22 protein-coding genes are annotated in these 25,117 nt (G+C 38.6%); 10 read left to right on the forward strand and 12 right to left on the reverse strand.

Annotated elements, in window-relative coordinates:
* Nucleotides 1-8: 8 nt before the first annotated feature.
* Complete coding sequence (ribF, locus tag PSF09_RS17925; RefSeq protein WP_210836632.1) at nt 9-947, reverse strand: bifunctional riboflavin kinase/FAD synthetase; 939 nt, start codon at nt 945-947, stop codon at nt 9-11.
* 589 nt (nt 948-1,536) lie between these two features.
* On the opposite strand from ribF, the gene rpsT reads away from it, so the two are divergent.
* Nucleotides 1,537-1,797, forward strand: a complete 261-nt coding sequence (gene rpsT / locus PSF09_RS17930) for a 30S ribosomal protein S20 (protein ID WP_004914688.1) — start codon at nt 1,537-1,539, stop codon at nt 1,795-1,797.
* A 54-nt stretch (nt 1,798-1,851) separates the two neighbouring features.
* Here rpsT and nhaR read toward each other — a convergent pair whose 3' ends face one another.
* Both nhaR and nhaA read right to left on the reverse strand, forming a co-directional pair.
* Nucleotides 1,852-2,772, reverse strand: coding sequence for a transcriptional activator NhaR (gene nhaR / locus PSF09_RS17935; RefSeq protein ID WP_004914690.1), 921 nt, complete (start codon nt 2,770-2,772; stop codon nt 1,852-1,854).
* Nucleotides 2,773-2,962: 190 nt separating this feature from the next.
* Nucleotides 2,963-4,138, reverse strand: a complete 1,176-nt coding sequence (gene nhaA, locus PSF09_RS17940; protein WP_210836629.1) for a Na+/H+ antiporter NhaA — start codon at nt 4,136-4,138, stop codon at nt 2,963-2,965.
* A 391-nt stretch (nt 4,139-4,529) separates the two neighbouring features.
* Here nhaA and PSF09_RS17945 point away from each other — a divergent pair, with 391 nt between their 5' ends.
* Entirely contained in the window at nt 4,530-5,378 is an 849-nt protein-coding gene (locus PSF09_RS17945) for an EamA family transporter (protein ID WP_272665621.1), read from the forward strand.
* Nucleotides 5,379-5,500: 122 nt separating this feature from the next.
* A complete protein-coding gene (locus tag PSF09_RS17950; protein WP_272665622.1) occupies nt 5,501-6,901 on the forward strand; it encodes an amidohydrolase in 1,401 nt (466 codons plus the stop codon).
* Between the two features lie 63 nt (nt 6,902-6,964).
* Here PSF09_RS17950 and dnaJ read toward each other — a convergent pair whose 3' ends face one another.
* Both dnaJ and dnaK read right to left on the reverse strand, forming a co-directional pair.
* Nucleotides 6,965-8,101 carry a molecular chaperone DnaJ gene (gene dnaJ, locus PSF09_RS17955; RefSeq protein ID WP_272684268.1) on the reverse strand — a complete coding sequence of 379 codons (1,137 nt, stop codon included), beginning with the start codon at nt 8,099-8,101 and terminating at the stop codon, nt 6,965-6,967.
* 110 nt (nt 8,102-8,211) lie between these two features.
* Nucleotides 8,212-10,122, reverse strand: coding sequence for a molecular chaperone DnaK (gene dnaK / locus PSF09_RS17960; RefSeq protein ID WP_272665624.1), 1,911 nt, complete (start codon nt 10,120-10,122; stop codon nt 8,212-8,214).
* Nucleotides 10,123-10,457: 335 nt separating this feature from the next.
* Here dnaK and satP point away from each other — a divergent pair, with 335 nt between their 5' ends.
* Nucleotides 10,458-11,024, forward strand: a complete 567-nt coding sequence (gene satP / locus PSF09_RS17965; RefSeq protein ID WP_272665625.1) for an acetate uptake transporter — start codon at nt 10,458-10,460, stop codon at nt 11,022-11,024.
* Between the two features lie 79 nt (nt 11,025-11,103).
* Here the strand turns inward: satP and mog are convergent, their stop codons facing one another.
* Entirely contained in the window at nt 11,104-11,685 is a 582-nt protein-coding gene (gene mog, locus PSF09_RS17970) for a molybdopterin adenylyltransferase (RefSeq protein ID WP_004914701.1), read from the reverse strand.
* A 191-nt stretch (nt 11,686-11,876) separates the two neighbouring features.
* Nucleotides 11,877-12,830: a transaldolase gene (gene tal, locus PSF09_RS17975; RefSeq protein WP_210836618.1), complete on the reverse strand. Its 954-nt coding sequence runs from the start codon at nt 12,828-12,830 to the stop codon at nt 11,877-11,879.
* A 384-nt stretch (nt 12,831-13,214) separates the two neighbouring features.
* Between tal and yaaA the strand changes: the two genes are divergently transcribed.
* Both yaaA and PSF09_RS17985 read left to right on the forward strand, forming a co-directional pair.
* The gene (yaaA, locus tag PSF09_RS17980; protein ID WP_272665626.1) at nt 13,215-13,991 is read left to right on the forward strand and encodes a peroxide stress protein YaaA; all 777 of its coding nucleotides are present in this window, start codon (nt 13,215-13,217) and stop codon (nt 13,989-13,991) included.
* A 191-nt stretch (nt 13,992-14,182) separates the two neighbouring features.
* Nucleotides 14,183-15,172 carry an aldo/keto reductase gene (locus PSF09_RS17985; RefSeq protein ID WP_004914707.1) on the forward strand — a complete coding sequence of 330 codons (990 nt, stop codon included), beginning with the start codon at nt 14,183-14,185 and terminating at the stop codon, nt 15,170-15,172.
* A gap of 51 nt (nt 15,173-15,223) precedes the next feature.
* Here the strand turns inward: PSF09_RS17985 and PSF09_RS17990 are convergent, their stop codons facing one another.
* From PSF09_RS17990 to PSF09_RS18010, 5 genes are read right to left on the reverse strand one after another with little or no spacing between them, the layout of a single operon-like run.
* Nucleotides 15,224-15,646 carry a DUF411 domain-containing protein gene (locus PSF09_RS17990; RefSeq protein WP_272665627.1) on the reverse strand — a complete coding sequence of 141 codons (423 nt, stop codon included), beginning with the start codon at nt 15,644-15,646 and terminating at the stop codon, nt 15,224-15,226.
* Between the two features lie 41 nt (nt 15,647-15,687).
* Entirely contained in the window at nt 15,688-18,825 is a 3,138-nt protein-coding gene (locus tag PSF09_RS17995) for an efflux RND transporter permease subunit (RefSeq protein WP_272665628.1), read from the reverse strand.
* Between the two features lie 3 nt (nt 18,826-18,828).
* Nucleotides 18,829-20,097 carry an efflux RND transporter periplasmic adaptor subunit gene (locus tag PSF09_RS18000; RefSeq protein ID WP_272665629.1) on the reverse strand — a complete coding sequence of 423 codons (1,269 nt, stop codon included), beginning with the start codon at nt 20,095-20,097 and terminating at the stop codon, nt 18,829-18,831.
* Between the two features lie 17 nt (nt 20,098-20,114).
* Complete coding sequence (locus PSF09_RS18005) at nt 20,115-20,456, reverse strand: copper-binding protein (protein ID WP_272665630.1); 342 nt, start codon at nt 20,454-20,456, stop codon at nt 20,115-20,117.
* A gap of 8 nt (nt 20,457-20,464) precedes the next feature.
* Entirely contained in the window at nt 20,465-21,859 is a 1,395-nt protein-coding gene (locus tag PSF09_RS18010) for an efflux transporter outer membrane subunit (protein WP_272684269.1), read from the reverse strand.
* A 154-nt stretch (nt 21,860-22,013) separates the two neighbouring features.
* Between PSF09_RS18010 and PSF09_RS18015 the strand changes: the two genes are divergently transcribed.
* The 4 genes from PSF09_RS18015 (at nt 22,014) to PSF09_RS18030 (ending at nt 25,089) form a co-directional block, all read left to right on the forward strand.
* A complete protein-coding gene (locus PSF09_RS18015) occupies nt 22,014-22,697 on the forward strand; it encodes a heavy metal response regulator transcription factor (protein ID WP_210836600.1) in 684 nt (227 codons plus the stop codon).
* Nucleotides 22,690-24,075 carry a Cu(+)/Ag(+) sensor histidine kinase gene (locus tag PSF09_RS18020; RefSeq protein ID WP_272665632.1) on the forward strand — a complete coding sequence of 462 codons (1,386 nt, stop codon included), beginning with the start codon at nt 22,690-22,692 and terminating at the stop codon, nt 24,073-24,075. The genes PSF09_RS18015 and PSF09_RS18020 overlap by 8 nt, the downstream gene beginning before the upstream one ends.
* A gap of 113 nt (nt 24,076-24,188) precedes the next feature.
* Complete coding sequence (locus PSF09_RS18025; protein ID WP_272684270.1) at nt 24,189-24,656, forward strand: hypothetical protein; 468 nt, start codon at nt 24,189-24,191, stop codon at nt 24,654-24,656.
* Nucleotides 24,657-24,870: 214 nt separating this feature from the next.
* Entirely contained in the window at nt 24,871-25,089 is a 219-nt protein-coding gene (locus PSF09_RS18030; RefSeq protein ID WP_272665634.1) for a hypothetical protein, read from the forward strand.
* Nucleotides 25,090-25,117 lie beyond the last annotated feature (28 nt).

Below are 25,117 nucleotides of genomic sequence, written 5' to 3' on the forward strand. Positions count from 1 at the left end.
CCGCTAAATTATCTGATTCCTATTGCAGTAAGATACTCTCTCGCTGCAATTACATCATTAGCAATTTGCTCCTTAAGCGCTTCCAACGAAGCAAACCGCTGCTCATCACGTAATTTCTTACGTAACACTACATCGATATGACGCCCATATAAATCCATATTTGCATCAATCAGATGAACTTCTAACTGTGTTCCTTTTCCAGATACAGTCGGACGTGTGCCAATATTTGCCACACCAGGTAGAGGCTTATCACCTAAACCGTAAACTTCTACAGCATACACACCAGTAACTGGTGTGACTAAACGTTTTAACGGTAGGTTTGCTGTTGGAAAACCTATTGTTCTGCCAAGTTGATTACCATGAACCACTCGCCCGCTAATACGATAAGAGTGCCCTAATAGGCTTTCCGCTAATTCAAGATTGTTTTCTTGAATCGCTTTTCGTATCGCTGTACTGCTAATACGAAGCCCTGAATCACAGAAGCTTTCTGTATCTGCAACTTCAAAACCAAATTCATCACCTGCTTGCTGTAAAAAAGCAAAGTCCCCCATGCGATTTTTCCCAAAGCGGAAATCATCGCCAATAGCGAGATACTTTACCCCAAGCTTACTGACAAGTAAGTCAGCAACAAACTCAGCGGGTGTTAATGATGCAAAGTGCTGGTTAAATTCAACACATAAGAGGTAATCAATACCACTGTCTGCAAGATATTTAACTTTGTCTCGCAAACGCGTCAAACGCGCAGGCGCTTTGTCACCAATAAAAAATTCAAGGGGCTGAGGCTCAAATATCATCACGACAGTTGGTAACCCTAACTGCGCTCCCTTAAGTTTCAAATTTTGAAGTAAAACCTGATGCCCACGATGGACACCATCAAAATTACCGATAGTCAGCACGCTACCATGATGGCACGCCCGGATATTCTGTATACCGCGAATTAGCTCCATAACAGGCTCAATACCGAGGAAATTGTAGGATTATACCTTGTACGACGCATAAGGTTAACCTTAGTTCGCAAAAGGTTTCATTAAACCCTATTTTTTTGATCTCTACACGATTTATTAACCACTATTTTTATGTAATTAGTGGGTTATTACGCTCCCCAAACAGAGCAATTGGATTCGAACATCAAAAACTTTGGGGTAACCAATGGATTATCAATACAACAAATTTGTTCCAAGGTCTCTAAAAATATTATATTTTTATGTTTTATACTTCAATGGTTATAACCAAACGGTCAAAAAGAACAAAAAACAGCCATAACATGCTTGATTTTCATACTACCCACTGATTGATAGACTAAAAAACATTTTTCATCTTAATTCTTTTTAAATTTCTGCCATCAATTACGCATTTTTTCACGCTAAGATCTGTATTCTTCTTATATTTGCTGATAGAATCTTGCACCATTCACAGCGCATGAGCATCGAAGTACACGATGTTTATTTGCACAAATCCATTGACAAATGAAGGGCGAAAGGGCATATTCCTCGACCTTTGAATTGTCCTCAATAGAATACATTTGGGAGTTGGACCTTGGCTAATATCAAATCAGCTAAGAAACGTGCCGTTCAGTCAGAGAAACGTCGTCAGCATAACGCTAGCCGTCGCTCTATGGTACGTACTTTTATCAAGAAAGTTTACCTTGCTATCGCTGCAGGCGATAAAGAAGCTGCTCAGAAAGCATTCAATGACATGCAACCTATTGTTGATCGCCATGCTACTAAAGGCCTGATCCACAAAAATAAAGCAGCACGTCATAAAGCTAACTTAGTTGCTCAAATCAAAGCAATGTAATTTTGCTTCTTGATTAGCTTAAAAAACCGGCTTATGCCGGTTTTTTATTTGTCGCTATTTTTTATCTAAGCTATCAAGCGGCACTGAAAATAAATCTGAAAAATCTTTATTACACACTCGCTGTACTGCTGGGTGCTGAATCATTCTCTCTGCAAAAATAACGTAATACTCTTCTTTTACGCTCTCTAAACGGCCTAACTCTACAATATCTTCGCCACCTAGAAGATCAGGTGTATACTGCGATGGAGCTACAAAAATCGCGTTATAATGCATACCAAATGCTTTCATAAGTGCCGCATCATCAAACTCACCTAACACTTCAACTTGTAGATTTTTATTTCGTATCCAAGCTAAGATATGCCTACCTAATAAATATCGCCGCCCAGGAATTAATAAACGACGTTCCTCTAAACACTCAGGAAATGGCTTTTTAGGGATCGGCTGACGGCAAAAGAAACTCATATTACACTCGCCCAATTTCACCGAAAACAAGCCTTCTTGCTGCGATGAGTCAACTGGGCAATCAGACAAAATCATGTCTAATTTATGTTGGCTGAGCTGTTCTAATAGCAATTCATGTGTTGATTCAAAACAACGCAAATGAATTTGTTCATGCTCTACAACTGTAGTTTCTAATATTTTACTAACTAACTGTTTTGATAGCGTATCCGCAACCCCGACATCAAACAGTAGATTGGATTCGCGGCTATAATTAACAATATCTAGCATTTCTTGGCTAAGCATGAACATTTTATCTGCATAGCGAAAAATTAATTGCCCAAGCTCAGATGGCACCAGACCTCGCCCCTGCCTTTTGAATAATTTTCCACCTAATCGTTCTTCCAATGCTTTTATTTGCCCTGTAATTGTCTGAGGAGTCAGGTAAAGCGCTTCTGCTGCTCCAACGACAGAGCCTTCTTTACATACATGCCAGAAGTAGTAAAGATGGTTAAAATTAAGATGTGAAACCCGCATATCGATTCCTTTTGTACCATCACTAGCTAGACAAACGACTATTGACCATACACATTTACCCGCAGCTCATATTTCTCAGAGCCTTTAAAATGAATACCGTAGTGTATTTAAAAACACACTACGGTATATCATAGATTATTAGTTCGGAAATTCTTACTAATAATTTACAAAATTAAATGTTGAGCTGGTACTAAGTTAGTTCTTTTTGTTTCGGTAACACAACTCTTAACATAAAGTAACCTAAAAATGCAGCTAACGTAGAGCCAAGCAAAATACCTAGGCGTGAATAGGTACTATACACCTCATCGAGTCCATCAAATGCGAGGCCGGTTATAAAAATAGACATAGTAAAACCGATCCCACACAATACAGAAACGGCAAAAACTTGTTTTAAGTTAATCGACTCAGGCAACTTTGCGAACCCAAGTTTTACCGAAATCCAACTAAACAGAAAAATCCCAATGGGTTTACCCAAAATTAGCCCTGCGGCAACGCCTAATGGCAGTGGGCTTAATAAACCTTCTAATGTTACACCTTGAAGCTGTACACCCGAATTAGCAAACGCAAAAATAGGTAGAATTAAGTAAACAACCCATGGGTGTAAAACGTGTTCCAATTCTTCTGAAGGCTTGGTCTGGTTAGTACCATGTAAAGGAATTAAGAAGCCAACAATGACCCCAGCTAATGTGGCATGAACCCCAGATTTCAAAATACACACCCATAATATTAACCCAATAACTAAGTAAGCAGCTGTATTCTCTACTCTACGCCAATTCATCATACAGAGAATGGCAATACACAGTGCTGAAAGCCCCAATGCAACCAAAGAAACAGAACTTGTGTAGAAAAAGGCAATAATCACGATAACACCAAGGTCATCAATAATAGCCAATGCTAATAAGAACACCTTAAGTTCTGTTGGCACCCGCTTACCTAATAACGCCATCACACCTAAAGCAAATGCAATATCTGTCGCTGCAGGTATTGCCCAGCCTTGCTGAGTAACTGCATCTCCTCCGTTGAATAACAGATAAATTAGTGCAGGGGCAATCATTCCCCCTAATGCCGCAATTGCTGGAAATATCGCTTTATCACGCCCCGCAAGGGATCCTTCCAATAACTCACGTTTTACTTCAAGGCCGACCACCAAAAAGAAAATCGCCATTAAGAAGTCATTAATCCATAATATCAGAGGCTTATCTAAACCAAATTCTGATATCTTAATTGATACAGGAATATCTAAAAATTGCTGATAAGCCCCTTGTAATGGCGAGTTAGCCATCATTAAAGCGACTATGGCAGCAATAATCAGGAGTAAGCCCCCTGCTGCTTCTAACCTTAAAAATTTACGAATAATTGCTGTCATATAGTTAACCCCAATATATTTTTGAATGTTAATACTATGCTAATCATTAATTCGTAAAAAGTCGTTTATTCATCAGAGACGAATCGGAATTATCGAGCAATTTAAGTTAAGCGTCACAGAGAATGATAAAGAAACGTTAATTTTACTATAGACAACTTTTATAAAAACAAATAACAAATTTTGTTAAAAATGGACTTTATAATTTCAATTTTTTATTACAGTACCCAACCTACATTTTTCAACCACCACAAAATAATTATGCATCTTCTTTTCTCGATACCTTTCATGAAGATTTTAAATGTGGGAGACTACTTGCAAGATATTTGCAAAGCGCTTCGCAAAAAAAATGCGATTAGATTGCCAATAAAAAACTCAAGATTACAATTCACTAATGACAACTCACGTACTCTTTGCCGTACTTTTTGCCGCTTTTTGCCATGCAAGCTGGAATGCCATTGTTAAATTTGGCAATGACCGCTTTTTCGGTTTAGTCATGATTTCTGTTTTTTCTGGCATCTTAACGCTACCAGCAATATTTTGGTTAGGCCTGCCATCACCAGAAGCCATCCATTGGCTAGCTTTATCGGTATTATTTCATATTGGCTATACCTATTTTTTAAGCCAGGCTTATACACATGGTGATTTAAGCCAGATATACCCCATATCACGAGGGTCTGCGCCATTAATGACTGCACTACTCGGTGCTTTGCTATTTAGTGAGCTAATTCCATTAATGGGCCTTATTGGTGTTTTATTTATCATTTCTGGCGTAGTGCTTATTGCCTTTGCAGGGAAGAAATTCACTTTAAATATCAAAGGAAAAGCTCTGGCTTTTGCCATATCAACTGCCTTTTTTACTGCCTGCTATACCTTATCTGATGGCTATGGTGCCAGAGCAAGTGAAGACCCTGTGGTGTATACACTTTGGTTATTTCTATTGAATGGGATTGTGTTAGCTGTACCTGGCTTTATCAAATATCGTGGTACCCTAGTTGTTGGAATTCAACAATACTGGCGCTCTGGGTTACTTGGTGGGTTAATGCAACTGATTAGCTATGGTATTGCCATATGGGCGATGAGCCAAGCCCCCATTGTCATGGTCGCTGCAATTAGAGAAACTAGTGTGCTATTCGCTATGTTCCTATCTATTGCTTTTCTTAAAGAAAAATTCAACGTCATGCGAGTCGTTGCCTGTGTTGTTATTGTTTTTGGTGTTTTATTAGCAAAATTAAGTCATTAATAAAATTATTATTATTTAAATGTTCAGTTACCAAGCAATCAATTTTGTTTTAATTAAAAATAGTATTATTTCTTTTTATTTACCTATAGTTTTTATATTTTCTCACCAGATATGAGGCCAAAATGTCGCTTTTAAAATCTTTACTAGCTATTTCCATTATTAGTGCTTCTTTTTCTAGCTTTGCAGCTACACCCGCTGACATCATAATTGTAGATGGCACCATCTTAACAATGAATGCTCAAAAACAGGTTATTGACCATGGTACGGTTGTCATCAAAGGCAATAAAATTATTGCCGTTGGTGGCCCTGAGCTTACTCAACGTTACCAAGCACCTAATGTACTAAATGTTGATGGTGATATTGTCATGCCAGGGCTAATTAATACGCATACACATGCATCTATGACCGTATTTCGTTCTTTAGCCGATGACGTACCAGACCGTTTACACCGTTATATCTTCCCATTAGAAAATAAAATGGTCTCCCGTGAAATGGTTCGAGTCGGAGCAAACCTTGCTAATGTAGAAATGATTAAAGGCGGTGTCACAACTTACGTTGATATGTATTATTTTGAAGATGAAGTGGCTAAAACCGTTGATAAAATTGGTTTAAGAGCTGTCCTTGGTGAATCTGTTATTCAATTTCCTGTCGCTGATGCAAAAAATGCAGATGAAGGCATCAATTATGCCGTAAACTTTATCAATCAATACAAAGATCACCCACGTATCACTCCTGCTTTTGCACCCCATGCACCCTATACTAACACAACAGAGCATTTACAAAAAATAGCAAAATTATCTCAAGAACTTGATGTTCCCGTGATGATCCATCTAGCAGAAACCGATCGTGAGCAAGAAGAGATCGCCAAACGCACTGGTGGCAAAAGCCCGGTTCAATATATGGCAGACATAGGTGCACTGAACAATAAAGTAATAGCTGCCCATGCCATTATGGTTGATGAAAAAGATATGGATTTGCTCAAACAATATGATGTTGGTGTTGCACATAATATCAGTGCGAATACTAAGTCAGCTAAGGGTGTTGCCCCTGTGACAACCATGCTTGAAAAAGGGATCCGTGTTGGCTTGGGAACAGATGGACCAATGTCGAGTAATACGTTAACGACGTTAAATGAGCTGAATTTAGTGGGTAAAATTCACAAACTAGCAAATAAAGATAGAGCGGCGATGCCACCAATTACTGTTGTTGATATGGCGACAATGGGCTCTGCGCGCGTGTTACACATGGAAGATAAACTGGGCTCTCTCGAACCTGGGAAATTAGCTGATCTTATTGTTATTGATACCAAATCACCAAATATGGTTCCTATGTATAGCCCATATGCTGCGCTGGTATATGGGGCTAATGGAGCCAATGTCCGCCATACCATAGTTGATGGCAAAGTATTGATGCAAGACCGTAAAATACTGACTGCTGATGAAAATTCAATTATCAAAGAAGCTCAAGATTTTGCCAATAAAGTCCGCGAAACCGTGGTTGCTAGCGGTGAAGTTGTAAAATAAGATAAAAAAATGGCTGACTTGGCAATATGCTCAGTCAGCCATTCTCGTTTAATTAGCCACTCATTATTTATTTGTTAAATCATCGAAGAATTTTTTCACACCATCTAAAAAGCTTTTAGAGCGTGGGCTGTTTTTCTCACCGCTCTTTCCACCTAATGATTCACCAAATTCTTTGAGTAACTCTTTTTGTTTCTCATTCAGCTTAACGGGTGTTTCAACAACAATATGGCACATTAAATCACCTTGCAGACCACCACGTACCGATTTCACACCTTTCCCTTTCATGCGGAAAATTTTACCAGTTTGAGTTTCTGCTGGGATTTTCAGTTTTACACGCCCATCGAGGGTTGGCACTTCAATTTCGCCGCCCAGTGCTGCATCAGCAAAGTTAATCGGCACCTCACAGTGCAGGTTATTACCATCACGCTCAAAAATATTATGAGGTAACACATGAACCTGAACGAATAAATCTCCTGCTGGTGCTCCGTTTTCTCCGGCCTCACCTTCCCCTGATAAACGAACACGGTCCCCCGTATCGACACCCGCTGGAATTTTAACTGACAGTGTTTTATATCTCTCAACACGGCCATGACCATGACATTTGTTGCATGGATCTTTGATTACTTTACCGCGACCATGGCAAGTTGGACAAGGCTGTTGTACAGAGAAAAAGCCTTGGCGCATATGGACTTGGCCCATACCGTGACACGTTGAGCATGTATCCGCACTGGTTCCCGGTTTCGCACCATTACCATGACAAACGTCACAGGTTTCTAAGGTCGGAATACGGATTTCTTTGGTCACTCCACGGACAGCCTCTTCAAGAGTCAGTTCCATGTTGTACTGTAGGTCAGAACCACGGCTTGGGCGCTGCTGTCTGCGGCCGCCTCCAAAAATATCACCGAAGACGTCACCAAAGATATCACTAAAGTCAGCGCCACCACCAAAGCCACCGCCGCCGCCCATTCCGCCTTGTTCAAACGCAGCATGACCATATTGGTCATAAGCGGCGCGTTTTTGCTCGTCAGAAAGAACTTCGTAAGCTTCTTTAATTTCTTTAAATTTATCTTCCGAGTCTTTATCACCCTGATTACGGTCGGGGTGATGCTTCATCGCTAAACGCTTATAAGCACGCTTAATATCTTTCTCAGAAGCATTTCTTTCGAGGCCTAACACCTCATAAAAATCTCTTTTCGCCATTCTCATTACCCTTAACATGCGGAACGGGCGTAGAGTTCCCTCGACGCCCGTATCCGGTATCAGTAACCATTAACTATCATTTGCTACAGCTACTGCGCCCGCTAAGGGCTTTATTTTTTGTCTTTGTCGTTAACTTCTTCAAATTCAGCGTCAACAACATCATCATCTTTCTTCGCTTCTGCGCCAGCTGCACCGCCCGCTTGAGCTTGTTGCTGTGCAATTTCCAGAAGTTTTGCAGATGCAGTGACTAAAGCTTGGATTTTCGCTTCGATATCCGCTTTATCTTCACCTTTTGCTGCCACTTCTAACTCAGAAGTTGCTTTTTCGATATTCGCTTTATCTTCAGCTGGTAATTTATCACCGGCTTCTTCAATTTGTTTACGAGTACCATGAACTAATTGGTCAGCTTGGTTACGAACCTGAACTAACTCTTCAAATTTACGGTCAGCTTCAGCGTTTGCTTCTGCGTCACGTACCATTTTTTCGATTTCCTCGTCATTCAGACCTGAAGAAGCCTTAATGGTGATGTTTTGCTCACGTCCGCTATTTTTATCTTTCGCAGAAACATGCAAGATACCATCCGCATCGATATCAAAAGTCACTTCGATTTGTGGCATACCACGTGGTGCAGCTTGAATACCATCTAAGTTAAACTGACCCAGTGATTTGTTGTCACTCGCACGTTTACGCTCACCCTGCAGAACATGGATAGTTACCGCAGCTTGATTGTCTTCCGCTGTTGAGAACACTTGGCTGTGTTTTGTTGGGATAGTGGTGTTCTTCGAAATTAACGAAGTCATCACACCGCCCATGGTTTCGATACCTAAAGACAGAGGCGTTACGTCAAGTAACAGAACGTCTTTAACATCGCCCGCTAAAACACCACCTTGTACTGCCGCACCCATTGCAACTGCTTCGTCTGGGTTCACGTCTTTACGTGGTTCTTTACCAAAGAAATCAGCAACAACTTTTTGAACCATTGGCATACGTGTTTGGCCACCAACTAAGATAACGTCGTTGATTTCGCTCACGCTTAAGCCTGCGTCTTGCAGAGCAACTTTAACTGGCTCCATTGAACGCTTAACTAAATCTTCTACCAGTGACTCTAATTTCGCACGAGTCACTTTAATATTCATGTGTTTAGGACCTGTTGCATCCGCTGTAATGTACGGCAGGTTAACGTCTGTTTGTTGTGCAGAAGACAGCTCAATTTTTGCTTTTTCTGCAGCTTCTTTCAGACGTTGCATCGCTAACGGGTCGTTACGTAGGTCAACACCTTGTTCTTTCTTAAACTCTTCAACTAAGTAGTTGATTAAACGAGTATCGAAGTCTTCACCACCTAAGTGAGTATCACCATTGGTTGCCAAAACTTCATAGGTTTTTTCGCCATCAACTTCATCAATTTCGATGATTGATAAGTCAAATGTACCACCACCTAAGTCATAAACCGCAATAGTACGGTTACCCACTTCTCTATCTAAACCATATGCTAATGCAGCAGCTGTTGGTTCGTTAATGATACGTTTTACTTCTAAACCAGCGATACGGCCCGCATCTTTAGTCGCTTGACGCTGAGCATCGTTAAAGTAAGCAGGTACAGTAATAACCGCTTCTGTTACAGGCTCACCTAAATAGTCTTCAGCTGTTTTCTTCATTTTTTTCAGAACTTCAGCTGAAACTTGTGGTGGAGCCATTTTTTGGCCTTTCACATCTAACCATGCATCGCCGTTATCAGCCGCAATGATTTTATATGGCATGATAGAAACGTCACGCTGAACTTCTTCGTCTTGGAAACGACGACCAATCAAACGTTTGATTGCAAATAAAGTATTTTCTGGGTTAGTCACAGCCTGACGTTTTGCTGGCTGACCAACTAAAATTTCACCATCTTGAGTGTACGCAATGATGGAAGGAGTCGTTCTATCACCTTCGCTGTTCTCTAGAACACGAGCTGTAGTACCATCCATAATTGCAACGCATGAGTTAGTTGTACCCAAGTCGATACCAATGATTTTACCCATCTAAAACGCCTCCAAAGGAATTCTTTTCACTATGATTTCGATATCAATCTATATGAGGCTCAATATTTCATTTTCAAGGGAGTTTTCACTCTGAGCCTAAATTATTTTTCAATACGCAATAATTTGGATTGATATCAGTTGATGCTTTTAAGATGGGGTCACAAATTCATTCATCAAGGGGGAGAATCAAAAAAAATTGCATTTATTGCAAAAAAACCTGTCTTGTGATCATGGTTTAAACAATCAAAACTGCGTATGATGCGCCGCCGCTGTTACTTTGGCAAAACTTTTTGTTTTTTATCTATTTGAATTTTATATATTTTACCAGAGGTTATATGCAGTCTAGCTCTCTTGCAAATCCAGGCCCACTTGGTTTACTAGGCTTTGGTATGACAACCATCCTGCTAAATATTCATAACGCAGGTTTTTTCCCTCTTTCATCCGTTATTTTAAGTATGGGCATTTTTTATGGTGGTATTGCTCAATTTATTGCGGGCCTGATTGAATACAAAAAAGGCAATACATTCGGTGCAACCGCATTTACTTCTTACGGAATGTTTTGGGTTGCATTAGTTGGTCTATTATTTTTACCTTCAATGGGATTAGCCGAAGCAACCTCACCTGAATTTTTAGGTATTTTCCTCGCTATTTGGGGAATTTTTACCTTTTTCATGTTCTTGGGAACATTCAAAGCTAATTTTGTTTTGCAATTTGTCTTTGGTAGCTTAACTGTATTATTCGCTTTATTAGCGATTGGTAATATCACGGGAAATGCGGTATTACTAAAATTTGCAGGTTTTGAAGGAATTATCTGTGGTGCTAGCGCATTTTATTTAGCGGTTGCGGAAATATTAAATGAGCAATATGGCAAAACAGTATTACCGATTGGCCAACGTGGTTAAGTTTGACTAACGTATGTGATTTTATGCATTAAATATTATTAATCAGGTGAGTCAATGCTCACCTGATTATATTGAAATACTACTCAGAACGAATTGCTGATTTAGGTCTAAATGCCTTCACAACCGTAGGATCTGTTTCCACATATGGGCCATCAAGCAATTGAATACAATAAGGAACACTGGCGAAAATACCAGAAACGACTACATTCCCTTCTTTGTCTTTTAAGCCTTCTAGTGTTTCCGCAATTGCTTTAGGCTGCCCTGGTAAATTTAAAATCAAGGCCTGATTACGTATTACTCCAACTTGCCGTGATAATATCGCAGTAGGTACAAATTTTAGGCTAATTTGCCGCATTTGTTCACCAAACCCCGGCATCTCACGGTCTGCAATCGCAAGGGTTGCGTCAGGTGTGACATCGCGACGAGCGGGGCCTGTGCCCCCAGTAGTTAGGACTAAATGGCAAGCAAATTCATCCACCAGCTCACATAATGTTTGCTCTATCATGATTTGCTCATCAGGGATCAGGCGAGTTTCGATGCGAAAAGGTGTTGTCAGCGTTTTGGCTAACCACTCCTCTAATGCAGGAATGCCTTTATCTTCATAAATACCGCTCGAAGCACGATCAGAAACAGAAACCAGACCTATGCGCAATTCATCCATACAAACCTCAAAGAAATTATTCAATCAAAAACTGTTCACTTAAGAATAAACAGGAGCGATATCATATCATGATGAATGATTGCATGCAGTGCCGAGGTGTTTTTATCTTTAAATTGAGAACTAACTCAATGAAAAATGGATATAAAAAAACCCAACCAACCGGCTGGGTTTTAACGAAAAAAAGAAATAAATTACAGTAAATCTGCAATCATTTTTTCCAGTTTCTCTTGGTCTACTGCAAACTTACGAATACCGTCAGACAGTTTATCAACCGCCATTGGATCTTGATTGTGCTGCCAGTAGAACTCTGCTTCTGTCAACTTAGCGCCTGGCTCTTGAGTTTTACCTGCATCTGTCAGTTTACGTACTAATTCACCCTGTGATTCTGACAGCTCTTTCAATAACCCTGGAGAGATAGTTAAGCGGTCACAACCTGCTAGTTCAATGATTTCACCCACGTTACGGAAGCTTGCGCCCATAACCACCGTTTTATAACCGTGAGCTTTGTAGTAATTGTAGATTTCAGTAACAGAAACCACACCTGGATCTTCATGTGGCGCGAATTCTTTTTTATCTGTATTCGCTTTGTACCAGTCAAGAATACGGCCCACAAATGGAGAAATCAGGTATACACCCGCTTCCGCACAAGCACGTGCTTGAGCAAAAGAGAATAATAAAGTCAGGTTACAGTTAATGCCTTCTTTTTCCAGTTTCTCAGCAGCACGGATACCCTGCCAAGTCGAAGCCAGTTTAATCAGAATACGGTCATTACTGATGCCTGCATCGTTGTACATTTTGATTAAGTGACGCGCTTTAGCAATACAAGCTTCTTCATCATAAGAAAGGCGTGCATCAACTTCAGTAGAAATACGACCCGGAACTAATTTCAGAATTTCCAGACCGATATTAACAGCCAGCTTGTCACAAGCATCAACGATTTGTTGCTCACGATTATTGCTTTGCTTACGTGCCCATTCTACCGCTTCATCAATTAATTTACGGTACTCAGGAATTTGTGCAGCATTTAAGATCAGCGATGGATTTGTGGTCGCGTCTTGTGGCTTGTAAAGCTTCATCGCTTCGATGTCGCCAGTATCAGCAACAACAGTTGTCAGACTACGTAATGAGGTTAGTTTATCGGTCATTTCTTTAATCTCGTTGTTATACCCGTCATATTCCAAGTTGTAGCGATGTTGGCTACTTACAATTCTTGCGAATGTAGTTGCGTTGGCTAACAAACTGCAACTTGAATTACTTTGCGTATTATAAAGGAATTGTGGCTATCGCCGCACCGTCTACAGATAATATCATGCATCCATATTGCTGCAAGCAAGTAAATCTAGTCAAAAGCAACTATTTGATTGGCAATCGATTTCGCTAACCAATTAGAAACTGAATCCTTTTAGCAAGTTATATTGTGCTGTTATTGTAATAAAGAATAATATTGGTTTGGCTTATCGTATCAATTAGCCAATTAGGCAGAATTTTTGCTAAAGTAAGCAGTATCATTCTTTATTAAGGGTCAAGTCATGCTTATTACAATTTCACCTGCAAAAACATTAGACTACGAAAGCCCACTTGCAACACAGCAATTTACTCAGCCTGAATTACTCTCTGAGTCTCAAAAATTAATTAATGTCTGTCGTAAGTTAACCCCCGCGGATATCGCCAGTTTAATGAAAATTAGTGACAAACTTGCAGGGCTCAATGCCGCTCGTTTTGCAGAGTGGCATGCGGACTTTACCCCAGAAAATGCACGCCAAGCGATCCTCGCCTTCAAAGGTGATGTATATACGGGTATGCAAGCAGAAACGTTTTCTCAAAACGATTTTGAGTTTGCTCAATCCCATTTACGTATATTATCAGGCCTTTATGGTGTTTTAAGACCGCTAGATTTAATGCAGCCTTATCGCTTAGAAATGGGAATTCGTTTAAAAAACACCCGTGGAAAAGATTTGTATGAGTTTTGGGGAGACATTATCACCAAGCAATTAAATCATGCATTAGCAGAGCAAAAAGACCAAGTATTGGTCAATCTTGCCTCAGATGAATATTTCAAATCAGTAAATACAAAAAAACTGGATGGCCAAATTATCAAGCCTATTTTTCTGGATGAAAAAAATGGTAAATATAAAGTTATCAGCTTTTATGCAAAAAAAGCTCGGGGTTTAATGAGCCGCTTTATCATCCAAAACAAATTAACGAAAACAGACCAACTAGCTGATTTTAATTTAGAAGGCTATCAATTTAATGAAAGCCAATCTAAAGGTAGCGAGTTAGTATTTACACGCCCAGAACAAGCTTAATGCACAAAACGTGGGAACTGACACACAACAGACACCCACGTATTTCAAAATACTTCATTCTTTTTTCGGGCTCAATCACAATTTACTCATAAACCTTCTCACTAAGCACGAATTAGCATTGATTCCTCAGCCTACTTTTTAGCTTTATGACAGTATAAATTGAGTTTTACCCACTATTTTGGAGGTGAAGTATGCCTTATGTCGCATCATCAAAACGCTATACTGAAATGGAATATCGTTTATGTGGCCGTAGCGGATTGCGCTTACCACTGATTTCATTAGGGTTATGGCACAACTTTGGCGATAACAAACCCTTTGATAATTGCCAAGCCATGCTTCGCCATGCTTTTGACCTTGGGATCACCCATTTCGATCTTGCGAATAATTATGGGCCACCGCCAGGATCTGCCGAAAGTACATTTGGTAGGATCATGCAACAGGATTTTCTACCTTATCGAGATGAAATGATCATTTCATCAAAAGCTGGTTTCACTATGTGGGATGGCCCTTATGGCGACTGGGGAAGTAAAAAATACTTGGTTGCAAGCCTAAATCAAAGTTTAAAACGCATGGGTTTAGATTATGTGGATATCTTTTATCATCATCGACCTGACCCCAATACTCCATTAGAAGAAACCATGGGAGCACTAGATCTCATTGTTCGCCAAGGAAAAGCGCTGTATGTGGGAATTTCTAATTACCCAACAAATTTAGCTAAAGAAGCTATTAATATTCTCAATGAATTAGGAACCCCTTGCCTGATTCACCAACCTAGATATTCCATGCTAGAACGCACTCCTGAAGAAGATTTACTCGATTTACTGGAAGAAGAAGGTGTCGGCTCTATCGCATACTCTCCGTTAGCAGGTGGGATTTTAACTGATCGCTATCTTAATGGTATTCCTGCGGATTCACGCGCTGCGGGTAACCCTTCTTTACCGCCAGAAAGACTCACATCCAACGTTTTATCAAAGGTTAAACAGCTGAACGAACTGGCGGTAAAAAGAGGACAGAAGCTAAATCAAATGGCCTTAGCATGGTTACTGAGACATGATAGGATCACTTCAGTGCTCATCGGCGCAAGCCGTATCAGCCAAATTGATGATGCGATGGGGATCCTAAAAAATCGTAATTTTACGCAAGAAGAGCTCAAAGCTATCGAATTAATATTAGAAAGCTAATGAAATACATAAGTTGCAGGAAATCCTGCAACTTAATGAAATACATCTTAATTAACGATATTCACCATTTGCTTTAAACTGCACCACAGAATAAGGCTGAGTACGGCCATCTGGCTGCTCCATACCTAAGCTACCAATTGGCATACCCGGAACAGAAATTCCCACCACATCTGCCGGTAAAGCACCAATCGCATCAAGGCTACTCACAGGAACATGTCCAACAATCACTTTGCCTTTGTATTTAGCTATGTGGCAGCTGCGTAAGTTATAAGGGACCTTCAATTCATCATTGAGTTGATTTAATTCATCATAACTGATTTCGTTCACTTCAACGTTATATCCCGCTTTTTTGATCCCTTCGCCCCACAATTCACAGCAACCACAGTTTGCATCTTTATACAATTGCACGCTCTGGTTTTGAGAAAATGCAGAGAATGACAGTAATAACATTCCACTCAACATTAATTTTTTCATCTTTAATTTACCTTCAAAATAGTCATGGTGAATATTCATCATTATTTATTATGACGTAACTGGCAGATTAATTTATAAGCTGCAGGAATAATAAATAGGGATAATAACGGTGCGGTGATCATGCCGCCAATCATCGGTGCCGCGATACGGCTCATCACTTCGGAACCAACGCCTGTTCCAAGTAATATGGGTAATAAACCCGCTAAAATTACAGCAACCGTCATGGCTTTAGGACGAACACGCAAAACAGCCCCTTCATATAATGCACGGTCTAAATCTTTATCTGATAAGCTGCTTATTCCTTGCTGTTTTTCTTTATCTTCGATTGCATGGCGTAAATAAATCAACATAACCACACCAAATTCAGCTGCTACACCTGCTAATGCAATAAATCCAGTTCCTGTCGCAACCGATAAATTAAAGTTCATCCAGTAAAGGAACCAAATAGCCCCAACCAAAGCAAAAGGTAAGCTTAATAAAATCAGCAAAGCCTCACTAAATCGTCTGAATGCTAAATAAAGCAATACAAAAATAATCATGATGGTAGCGGGAACCATTAACATTAACTTTTGATTAGCCCTTTCAAGTAATTCAAATTGCCCTGTAAAGGAATAGCTAAGACCCGGCTTCATTTGGATGTTATCTTTTATTGCTGCATCAATATCTTTAATAACAGAGACCATATCGCGATCGCGTGCATCAATATAAATCCAGCTAGTCGGTCTTGCATTCTCCGTTTTCAACATTGGAGCGCCCATATTCACGGATACATCCGCAACATCACTAAGCACAATTTGCTGTTTACTCGGCGTTAAAATTGGCAACAATTTCATCGCAGATACACTATTTCGGTAATCTTGAGGATATCTTATGCTAATTGGATAACGCTCAATCCCTTCAACTGTTTCCCCAATCATTTCCCCGCCAGTCGCCATTGAAATATAAACTTGTACGTCACTGATGCTCATACCAAAACGCGCTGCTTTTTCTCTATCGATTTTGACATCAATATAGCGCCCACCAACTAATCGCTCGGCTAAAACAGAAACAACCCCGGGCACCGATTTTGTAACTTTTTCAATTTCTTGGGCTAATGCATCAATTTCTTCGAGATCTCTGCCCGATACTTTGATACCTATAGGGCTTTTAACTCCCGTAGACAACATATCAATACGATTGCGAATAGGTGGAACCCATAAGTTTGCAACTCCAGGTAAACGCACAGTTTCATCCAGCTCATCAATAATTTGTTCGAGAGTCATGCCGTCTCGCCACTGTGCTTGCGGCTTCAAACGTATCGTTGTTTCAATCATTTCCATCGGAGCTGAATCCGTAGCTGTTTCAGCTTTACCGACTTTTCCAAATACCGTATCCACCTCAGGAATAGTTTTGATTAACTTATCTGTATTTTGTAGTAAAAATGCCGCTTGTGCAGGAGAAACCCCCGGTAGCGTTGAAGGCATATAAAGTAAGTCACCTTCATTAATCGCAGGAAGAAATTCACCACCTAAATGTTTTAATGGCCATATCACGGTAAATAAAGATAAGAAACCAATTAACAAGGTTGTTTTTGGCCATGCCAATACCTTCGTTAAAATAGGGCTGTAGAGTGAAATCAACCAACGATTCAGTGGATTTTTATTTTCATTTGGAATATTACCGCGGATCCAATACCCCATTAGAATTGGAATAACAATTAATGCTAGCGCTGCAGCCCCCGCCATGGCATAGGTTTTTGTAAATGCGAGTGGACCGAATAAACGGCCTTCTTGCCCCTCCAACGTAAAGATAGGAATAAAAGACAATGTGATAATTAATAAGCTGATAAATAATGCGGGTCCAACCTCAACAGCAGAGTCCGTAATAACTTTCCAACGCTGGGCATTATCAATGACTTTACCTTCATTTTCATACTGCCACTTTTCTAATTTTTTATGCGCATTTTCTATCATAACAATGGCGGCATCCACCATGGCCCCAATCGCAATTGCAATGCCCCCTAATGACATTATATTTGCATTTATTCCTTGGTAGCGCATGACGATAAAGGCAATAAATAATCCAAGAGGCAAGGAAATAATAGCCACTAACGCAGAACGGAAATGCCATAAAAAAACAGCACATACTAATGCGACAACAATAAATTCTTCCAGTAACTTATAACTCAAATTATCAATCGCGTTATCAATAAGAATACTTCTATCATAAGTAGTGATAATTTCGATGCCTTCCGGCAAGCTAGCACTTAAATCTTCAAGCTTTTGTTTTACATCATGAATCACATTACGTGCATTTTCACCTGAACGAAGCAAAATAATACCACCCACAACCTCGCCTTCTCCATTTAGCTCAGCAACCCCACGGCGCATTTCGGGGCCTTCCTGTATTCGAGCAACATCTTGCAGGTAAATGGGTACGCCATTTTCTGGTGTTTTTAGGTAGATTTTATTAAAGTCATCAATAGATTGAAGGTAACCACTTGCTCTAACCATATATTCAGCTTCAGCAATTTCAATCGATGAACCACCCGCTTCTTGGTTAGCCATTTCAACTGCCTGCTTTATTTCAGGTAATGTCACTGAAAATTGGCTAAGCTTGAGTGGGTCAACTAAGATTTGGTAGGATTTAACCACACCACCGACGGTTGCAACTTCTGAAACATTCGGCAACGCCTTCAATTCATATTTCAAAAACCAATCTTGTAACGAACGCAGTTCCGCTAAATTATGCTTTCCCGTTTTATCCACTAAAGCATATTCAAAAATCCAACCAACACCTGTCGCATCAGGCCCAATGGATGCCACTGCACCTTTAGGTAATTGGTTTTGAACTTGGTTTAAATATTCTAAAACTCGTGAACGAGCCCAGTATAAATCGGTATTATCTTCAAAAATAACATAAACATATGAGTCACCAAAGGCAGAGAAACCACGCACCGTTTTTGCTCCCGGCACAGATAACATTGTCGTCGTTATCGGGTATGTGACTTGGTTTTCGACTAGTTGTGGCGCTTGCCCTGGATAAGTGGTTTTGATGATCACTTGTACATCAGATAAGTCAGGTAATGCATCAACAGGTGTACTGCGAATGCTCCAAATACCTGCAATAACTAAAAATACGACTCCCATTAGCACTAAAAACCGGTTAGCAACTGAGCGTCTTATAATCCATTCCAACATACTCTACTCCTGAGATTTATGTGATGAATGATTAGATGACACCGATGGTTCGGGAAGCGCTTCCATCTTGGCTAATGCCCCAGCAATATTCGCTTCAGAATCAATCAGGAAAATCCCCTGAGTCACTATATGCTCGCCCACTTGTAAGCCTTCAGATATTGCCGTCATTTGTTGGGATTCACTCAGCACTCGCACCCTTTTCGGAATAAATTCACCATTCTCACCAACAGCAATAACATGCTGTTCTTTCCCTGAATCCACAATGGCTTGTGAAGGGATCAATAAACTTTCCGTACCTTCTGCAATTAGATTTAAATACGCCGTCATGCCCGGTTTTAATAAATGGTTGGGATCCGCAATTTCCGTGCGAATATTAATGGTGCGGCTTGCTTGATCCGCACTGGGTAATATCAACCAGTTTTTCACTATAAATAACTGTGAAGGATAGGCAGGAATAGAAACTGTAAATTGTGTTTGTTGATTAAGTAATTCAGCGACAGACTGAGGAACTGATGCATTAATCCACAATGGATCAGTTCCTTGAATTTGTGCAATAACGACTTCTTTGGATACATTCATTCCTAAACGCAGATTAAGTGCAGTAATTACCCCAGAAATAGGGGCTTGAACAGTAAAACGTGTTTGCACTTTTCCTGTTTTAATAAACTGAGAAAGCGCGCCTTCTGGCATGCCATTTAAACGTAAACGCTCAATGACGCTATTAAGATCTTGTTGGCTCGCATTCATTTGCTTAAGTGCGAGGTATTCGCTTTGTGCTTCAACCCATGCTGGGATCGTTAGCTCAGCAATAGGAACGCCTTTTTGGATCCTCTCACCGACTGTGAATGGATAAACTTTTTCAACAAAACCATTTTCTCGTGCTTGTACGATAGCAAATTGGTGATCATTAAACACAATTTCAGCTGGAAATGTTAAGTCATAGTTTAGTTTTCCCCACTTTACATCCACCGTTTTAAGCCCTAAATTTTGTGTCTGTGTTGGGTTAATTGTTATCCCCTTGCTATCCGCTGAAGCCAAGTTTTCATCCGCATATTTAGGGACAAGGTCCATGTCCATAAAAGGAGATTTTCCTGGTTGATCAAATTTAGTATTGGGATACATTGGGTCATACCAATACAATACGGTGCGTTCTTGTTTTTCAACTGATTGGCTATTATTTTCTACAACGAAAAAATAACGATAAAATAAAATTGAAATAACGCTCGATAAAATAATTACCAATAGCAATTTGGTCAGGTTAACTAATGACATAACATCTCTCTATCTATTTAGTTTATCTTTTCGACGGATTTCAACATTGAAAGATTACCTTGTTGTACAAATGAAAATTTTAATTCATCATTTTCTTGTAAGCCGTTGATCATATTTTCATTTTCATAAGTAAAACGCATCGTCATTGGTGGCCAGCCAATGCTTTCAATTTCTTTATGATTTATCGTTAATTTCTTGTTCTCTTTATCAATCGAAATGAGCTTTCCTTCTGTATTGATTGTCGGTTCTGCGACTTTTTCTGGATAAATAGAGTGGTTATGTTCAGCGCCGTTTGCATAGCCAGTTGCTGTTAACATCGCCATTGAAATTGCAAAAAATACTGTATTTAATTTTTTCATTTTTACCTTCATGATTTTATTAGTCCGCCACCTAGTGCAGAGAATAAATTTATTTCATTCTTCTGCTGTTCTATTTTCAACATCAATAAATTTTGCTGTTCAGTAAATAAGCTACGCTGTGCTTCAAGAACATCGAGATAACTAAAACCACCATATCGATAACTGGCTTGTTTCTGTATTAAGACGTTTTGCAGCGTGTTGACATATTGCTCTTGGGATATAAGTTGTTTTTCTAAACTCGATTTGATCACTAAGGCATCTTTCACTTCACGAAATGCCACCTGAATATTTTTTTCATAATTAACAATCGCTTTATTTTTTCTAATATTTGCCAACTCTAAATTTCGGCTATTTGAGCCTCCAGTAAAAATAGGTAACGTGATTTTAGGAATAAAATTCCAAATACCATTTGAAGAATCAAATAGCCCAGTTAAGGACTCGTTATTATTTGCGATACCCGTATTAAAGGAAATTGAAGGAAAAAAAGCGGCTCTCGCTACACCAATATTGGCATTCTCAGAAATAATATTTTGTTCCGCAGCCATAATATCTGGGCGTTTTAATAATATTTCAGAAGGAATATTTGAAGGTGTTGTAATCAAGGGATAGTTCGGTTCGTAGTGCCCTAACTCTGAGTTTATCTTTGTTACATAATCATTCGCCAAAAAATTCAATAAATTTTCATTTTTAGCAATTTCACTTTCAATTTTTTCGATATTAATAGAAATAGACTGCACTTGTCCTTTAGCTTGTTCTAAATCTGATAACCCCGCTTTTCCAGCCGCCACTTTTTGCATTACTATCGATTGGCTATTGAGGTAACTTTGTTTCGTCTCTTGTGCAATTAATAATAGTTTTTGGTTATACACCACATCTAAATACGCTTCTGCTACCGTTTTGATTGTTATAATTTGTGTCGCACGCTTCATCTCTTGGGAAGCGATAAATTTTGCTTTATCTGCATCAGATAAATTTTTAATACGTCCAAAAAAATCCAGTTCATAGCTGATATCAATACCCGCACTATATTTCTTATTGAACGATGTGCCAGACTCTAATGATTGGCTATAGTCACCACTCATTGATGAACTAACTTGAGGATATTTTTCAGCTTCCGCTAGCCCAAAACGCACACGAGCTTCTTCTACATCTAACGCAGCAAGATATAAATCACTGTTTTTCTCAAGCGCAATTTCTATCACACTTTTCATTTGTGGATCTTGAATAAATTGGTCCCAACTAGGAATCGATAATTCTATTTGAGCCTGCTTTACTGCATCAGAAATATTGCTACTAAATTGATGAGGTACATTAAGATTAGGACGTTGATATTCAGGGGCTAGCGAAACACAACCCGTCAAAATTAAGGCATAAGCTATAATTAATATTTTTGGGGAATACATGGTATAGCCATGCCTCTAGTGATTAAAATTGAGACTATAGTAAAAAAGAACAGCTGTTAGATTCATGACATGAAAATGACAAATTTGTCATTTTACATTTCGTTATGGTAGTGCTTAGAATGGCAGTATTGTTTACCTGTCTGCTAGGTCTAAGATGAAATTACTTATTGTTGAAGATGAACATAAAACGAGAGAATACTTATCTAAAGGCTTAAGTGAGTCCGGGTTTATTGTTGATGCTATCGAAAATGGCATTACAGGCCTGCATATGGCCACAACTGAAGACTATGATTTAATTATTCTTGATGTGATGTTGCCGGATATTAACGGCTGGGAGATTGCAAAAAATTTGCGGAGTGCAGGAAAAAATACACCAATACTCATGCTTACGGCTTTAGGTAATGTTGAACATCGAGTCAAAGGGTTAGAGTTAGGTGCTGATGATTATCTCGTTAAACCATTTGATTTTTCTGAGCTACTTGCCCGAGTGAGAACGTTATTGCGCAGAGGCAATAACAGCATCCAAAAAACACAATTTACCATCGCTAATTTGCATGTTGATCTGATCAAACGGCGCGTTACCCGCGAAAATGATAAAATTATACTCACCAGTAAAGAGTTTTCTTTATTGGAATTTTTTATTCTTCATCAAGGTGAAGTTCTTTCTCGTTCTCTGATAGCCTCGAAAGTTTGGGACATGAATTTTGATAGTGATACCAATGTCATTGATGTTGCAGTTAAAAGGCTGAGGGCAAAAATAGATCAAGGCTATGAACCTAAATTGATTCATACCATTAGAGGAATGGGCTATTTACTTGAGATCCCTGAAAATGATTAAGTTATTTCGATCTCCTGTCTCTATTTCAATTCGTCTTATTGTTTTGATCAGTATTACCCTCTCCCTTGCTTTATTATTATTTAGCTCGATCATGATCAACTCAGTTATGTTACATTTCAAGCAACAAGATGAATATACACTTAACCAGTTGAACTTAACGATCCGTAGCTTGTTAAATGACAATGCAGATTCACAAAGTGAACAATATGCACGTATTAAAACCATTATTAATGAGCATCAAGATATCACTATTTATCTCATTGACAATCAAGGAAATGAATTAATATCACCCAATGCAACAGATAAGCTCATTACATACTTAAAAAATTATGATTCTCATAAAAATAGCCAAAAAGCAGAGCTTAAAAATTATCGCCTATCTGAAAGCTTCATTCGAGTCAGTTCCACTACAGAGTCTAAACAATATCGGTTAGTGACAGCACTATCATTGAATTTTCATCATGATTATCTGAGTTCATTAATAAATAATTTAATTGTTAGTGCTATTATATTGTGTTTATTTACTATTCTTGTCGTTTATTTCCTTGTAATTAAAGGATTAAAACCCCTTAAAGATGTCAGCGATGAAATCAAAAATGTGACTTCTGAAAACTTAAGCGTTCGTTTAAATCCTGACTCTGTGCCGAATGAATTAAAGCAATTAACCAAATCATTTAATCAGATGTTAGTAAAAATTGAAGATGTTTTCGTAAGGCAAACGAATTTCTCAGCAGATATTGCCCATGAAATGCGTACGCCAATCACTAATTTAATGACTGAAACTCAAATATCTCTGAGTAAAAATCGCAGTAAAGAAGAGCTCGTTGAAGTGTTATATTCTAATTTGGAGGAATATAACCGTCTATCACGAATGATATCTGATATGCTTTTTCTTGCTCAAGCAGATGATAATAGGCTGATCCCAGAGAAAAAAATGATTAATATTAAAGCTGAAATAGAGCTTATATTTGATTATTTTGAATATCTCGCAGAAGAGAATGAAATAAAACTCAAGCTAATTGGTGAAACAACCTCTATTATGGCCGATAAAGACATGTTAAGGAGAGCGATTACTAACTTAATCTCAAATGCTATCCGCTATACCCCAAAAGGCGATTCTGTCAGTATTAATATTTCGAATGTAAAAGAGGGAATTGAATTAATCATCAGCAACCCCGGTATAAAAATACCAGAAGAACATTTAGCAAAACTTTTTGATAGGTTTTATCGCGTGGATAAATCAAGACAACGAAAAAATGAAGGAAGCGGTATCGGATTAGCCATCGTCAAATCGATTATATCAGCACATAAAGGCAGGATCACTGTAACATCAGATGATTTTTCAACACGTTTCACTGTATTTTTACCTATTAAATAAAATTAAATTTTCACTATAAATGGCAATTTTGTCATTTTGTTGTCAGTATTCAGACAGAAATAAAGCCTTATTATAGTTATAAGATAAATTATTTAACTTAATAAGGGTTCACAATGAAAAAAATTATTTTTGCTTTAGCAATTTCTGCTGTAACAACACATGTAACAGCAGCTCAAACAGAAAAAGAAATTCATTATAATGCAGCAACTGCTCTCAGTTTCACTGAAAATAATACCTCTTATTCCAATCTAAAATCGATTAATAACCATTTGAAGCAAGCGGGTATTTCGGTTAATAATATAATTAACTCACCTCAGTCATTCCTTCAATTAGATGAACATACTCAAGCTGCTACTGCATTGAATTTTAATCAAAACAATACATCTCCAGCAATGCTGAATATGATCAGCCGCCATCAAAATCAATCACCTAACTATAAAAAATCGGTAGTAAAAACAACTAAATTATTTTCCGATATGAATGAAAATGAGAAGGCTATTACTATGCTAAGCTTCAATAAAAATAGCTCTTCGGCACCAATTCAAAATGAAATTATGAAAATAGCAAAAGATAACAACTAATTAATTTTAAATAAAATTATTTAGTTTAATTAAATAAAACCAAAGTCTATTTTAATCAGAAAATCATTATAGTAAGTTTAAAGATTATTATAATGATTCACCCTATTACATTTTTTATTATCTAAATAAATAGATCCTTTATTGATTATTCGAATCTGTGAATTACAATTCACTTGCAGTTCACATTCATTTAAACTTTTCAATGAGGTTTTTTATGTATAAAACATCTATTATTATTGCATCGTTGCTATTTCCAATATTAGCATCAGCAACTTCTTTTGAATCTAAATTATTATCGATTTCTTCTATTGAATACTCATTACACTTACATAATGGCGGCAATGGTGGCAACGGAGGTAATGGTGGTAACGGCGGTAATGGTGGTAATGGCGGTAACGGAGGTCATGGTGGTAACGGCGGTAATGGGCATTAATTTATCTCAATACTAAATTCATCCCCCT

The organism is Providencia sp. PROV141 (assembly GCF_028481645.1).
Classification (GTDB): domain Bacteria; phylum Pseudomonadota; class Gammaproteobacteria; order Enterobacterales; family Enterobacteriaceae; genus Providencia; species Providencia rettgeri.

Excerpts from the sequence above, each read along its gene's own strand:
- PSF09_RS18000 (WP_272665629.1), bottom strand. The coding sequence starts at position 20,097 with ATGTCATTAGTTAACCTGACCAAATTGCTATTGGTAATTATTTTATCG.
- dnaJ (WP_272684268.1), bottom strand. The coding sequence starts at position 8,101 with ATGGCGAAAAGAGATTTTTATGAGGTGTTAGGCCTCGAAAGAAATGCT.
- mog (WP_004914701.1), bottom strand. The coding sequence starts at position 11,685 with ATGGATGAATTGCGCATAGGTCTGGTTTCTGTTTCTGATCGTGCTTCG.
- nhaR (WP_004914690.1), bottom strand. The coding sequence starts at position 2,772 with ATGCGGGTTTCACATCTTAATTTTAACCATCTTTACTACTTCTGGCAT.
- PSF09_RS18025 (WP_272684270.1), top strand. The coding sequence starts at position 24,189 with ATGAAAAAAATTATTTTTGCTTTAGCAATTTCTGCTGTAACAACACAT.
- dnaK (WP_272665624.1), bottom strand. The coding sequence starts at position 10,122 with ATGGGTAAAATCATTGGTATCGACTTGGGTACAACTAACTCATGCGTT.
- nhaA (WP_210836629.1), bottom strand. The coding sequence starts at position 4,138 with ATGACAGCAATTATTCGTAAATTTTTAAGGTTAGAAGCAGCAGGGGGC.
- yaaA (WP_272665626.1), top strand. The coding sequence starts at position 13,215 with ATGCTTATTACAATTTCACCTGCAAAAACATTAGACTACGAAAGCCCA.
- tal (WP_210836618.1), bottom strand. The coding sequence starts at position 12,830 with ATGACCGATAAACTAACCTCATTACGTAGTCTGACAACTGTTGTTGCT.
- PSF09_RS18020 (WP_272665632.1), top strand. The coding sequence starts at position 22,690 with ATGATTAAGTTATTTCGATCTCCTGTCTCTATTTCAATTCGTCTTATT.
- PSF09_RS17995 (WP_272665628.1), bottom strand. The coding sequence starts at position 18,825 with ATGTTGGAATGGATTATAAGACGCTCAGTTGCTAACCGGTTTTTAGTG.
- ribF (WP_210836632.1), bottom strand. The coding sequence starts at position 947 with ATGGAGCTAATTCGCGGTATACAGAATATCCGGGCGTGCCATCATGGT.
- PSF09_RS17950 (WP_272665622.1), top strand. The coding sequence starts at position 5,501 with ATGTCGCTTTTAAAATCTTTACTAGCTATTTCCATTATTAGTGCTTCT.
- PSF09_RS18010 (WP_272684269.1), bottom strand. The coding sequence starts at position 21,859 with ATGTATTCCCCAAAAATATTAATTATAGCTTATGCCTTAATTTTGACG.
- PSF09_RS18030 (WP_272665634.1), top strand. The coding sequence starts at position 24,871 with ATGTATAAAACATCTATTATTATTGCATCGTTGCTATTTCCAATATTA.
- satP (WP_272665625.1), top strand. The coding sequence starts at position 10,458 with ATGCAGTCTAGCTCTCTTGCAAATCCAGGCCCACTTGGTTTACTAGGC.
- PSF09_RS17945 (WP_272665621.1), top strand. The coding sequence starts at position 4,530 with ATGACAACTCACGTACTCTTTGCCGTACTTTTTGCCGCTTTTTGCCAT.
- PSF09_RS17990 (WP_272665627.1), bottom strand. The coding sequence starts at position 15,646 with ATGAAAAAATTAATGTTGAGTGGAATGTTATTACTGTCATTCTCTGCA.
- PSF09_RS18005 (WP_272665630.1), bottom strand. The coding sequence starts at position 20,456 with ATGAAAAAATTAAATACAGTATTTTTTGCAATTTCAATGGCGATGTTA.
- PSF09_RS17985 (WP_004914707.1), top strand. The coding sequence starts at position 14,183 with ATGCCTTATGTCGCATCATCAAAACGCTATACTGAAATGGAATATCGT.
- PSF09_RS18015 (WP_210836600.1), top strand. The coding sequence starts at position 22,014 with ATGAAATTACTTATTGTTGAAGATGAACATAAAACGAGAGAATACTTA.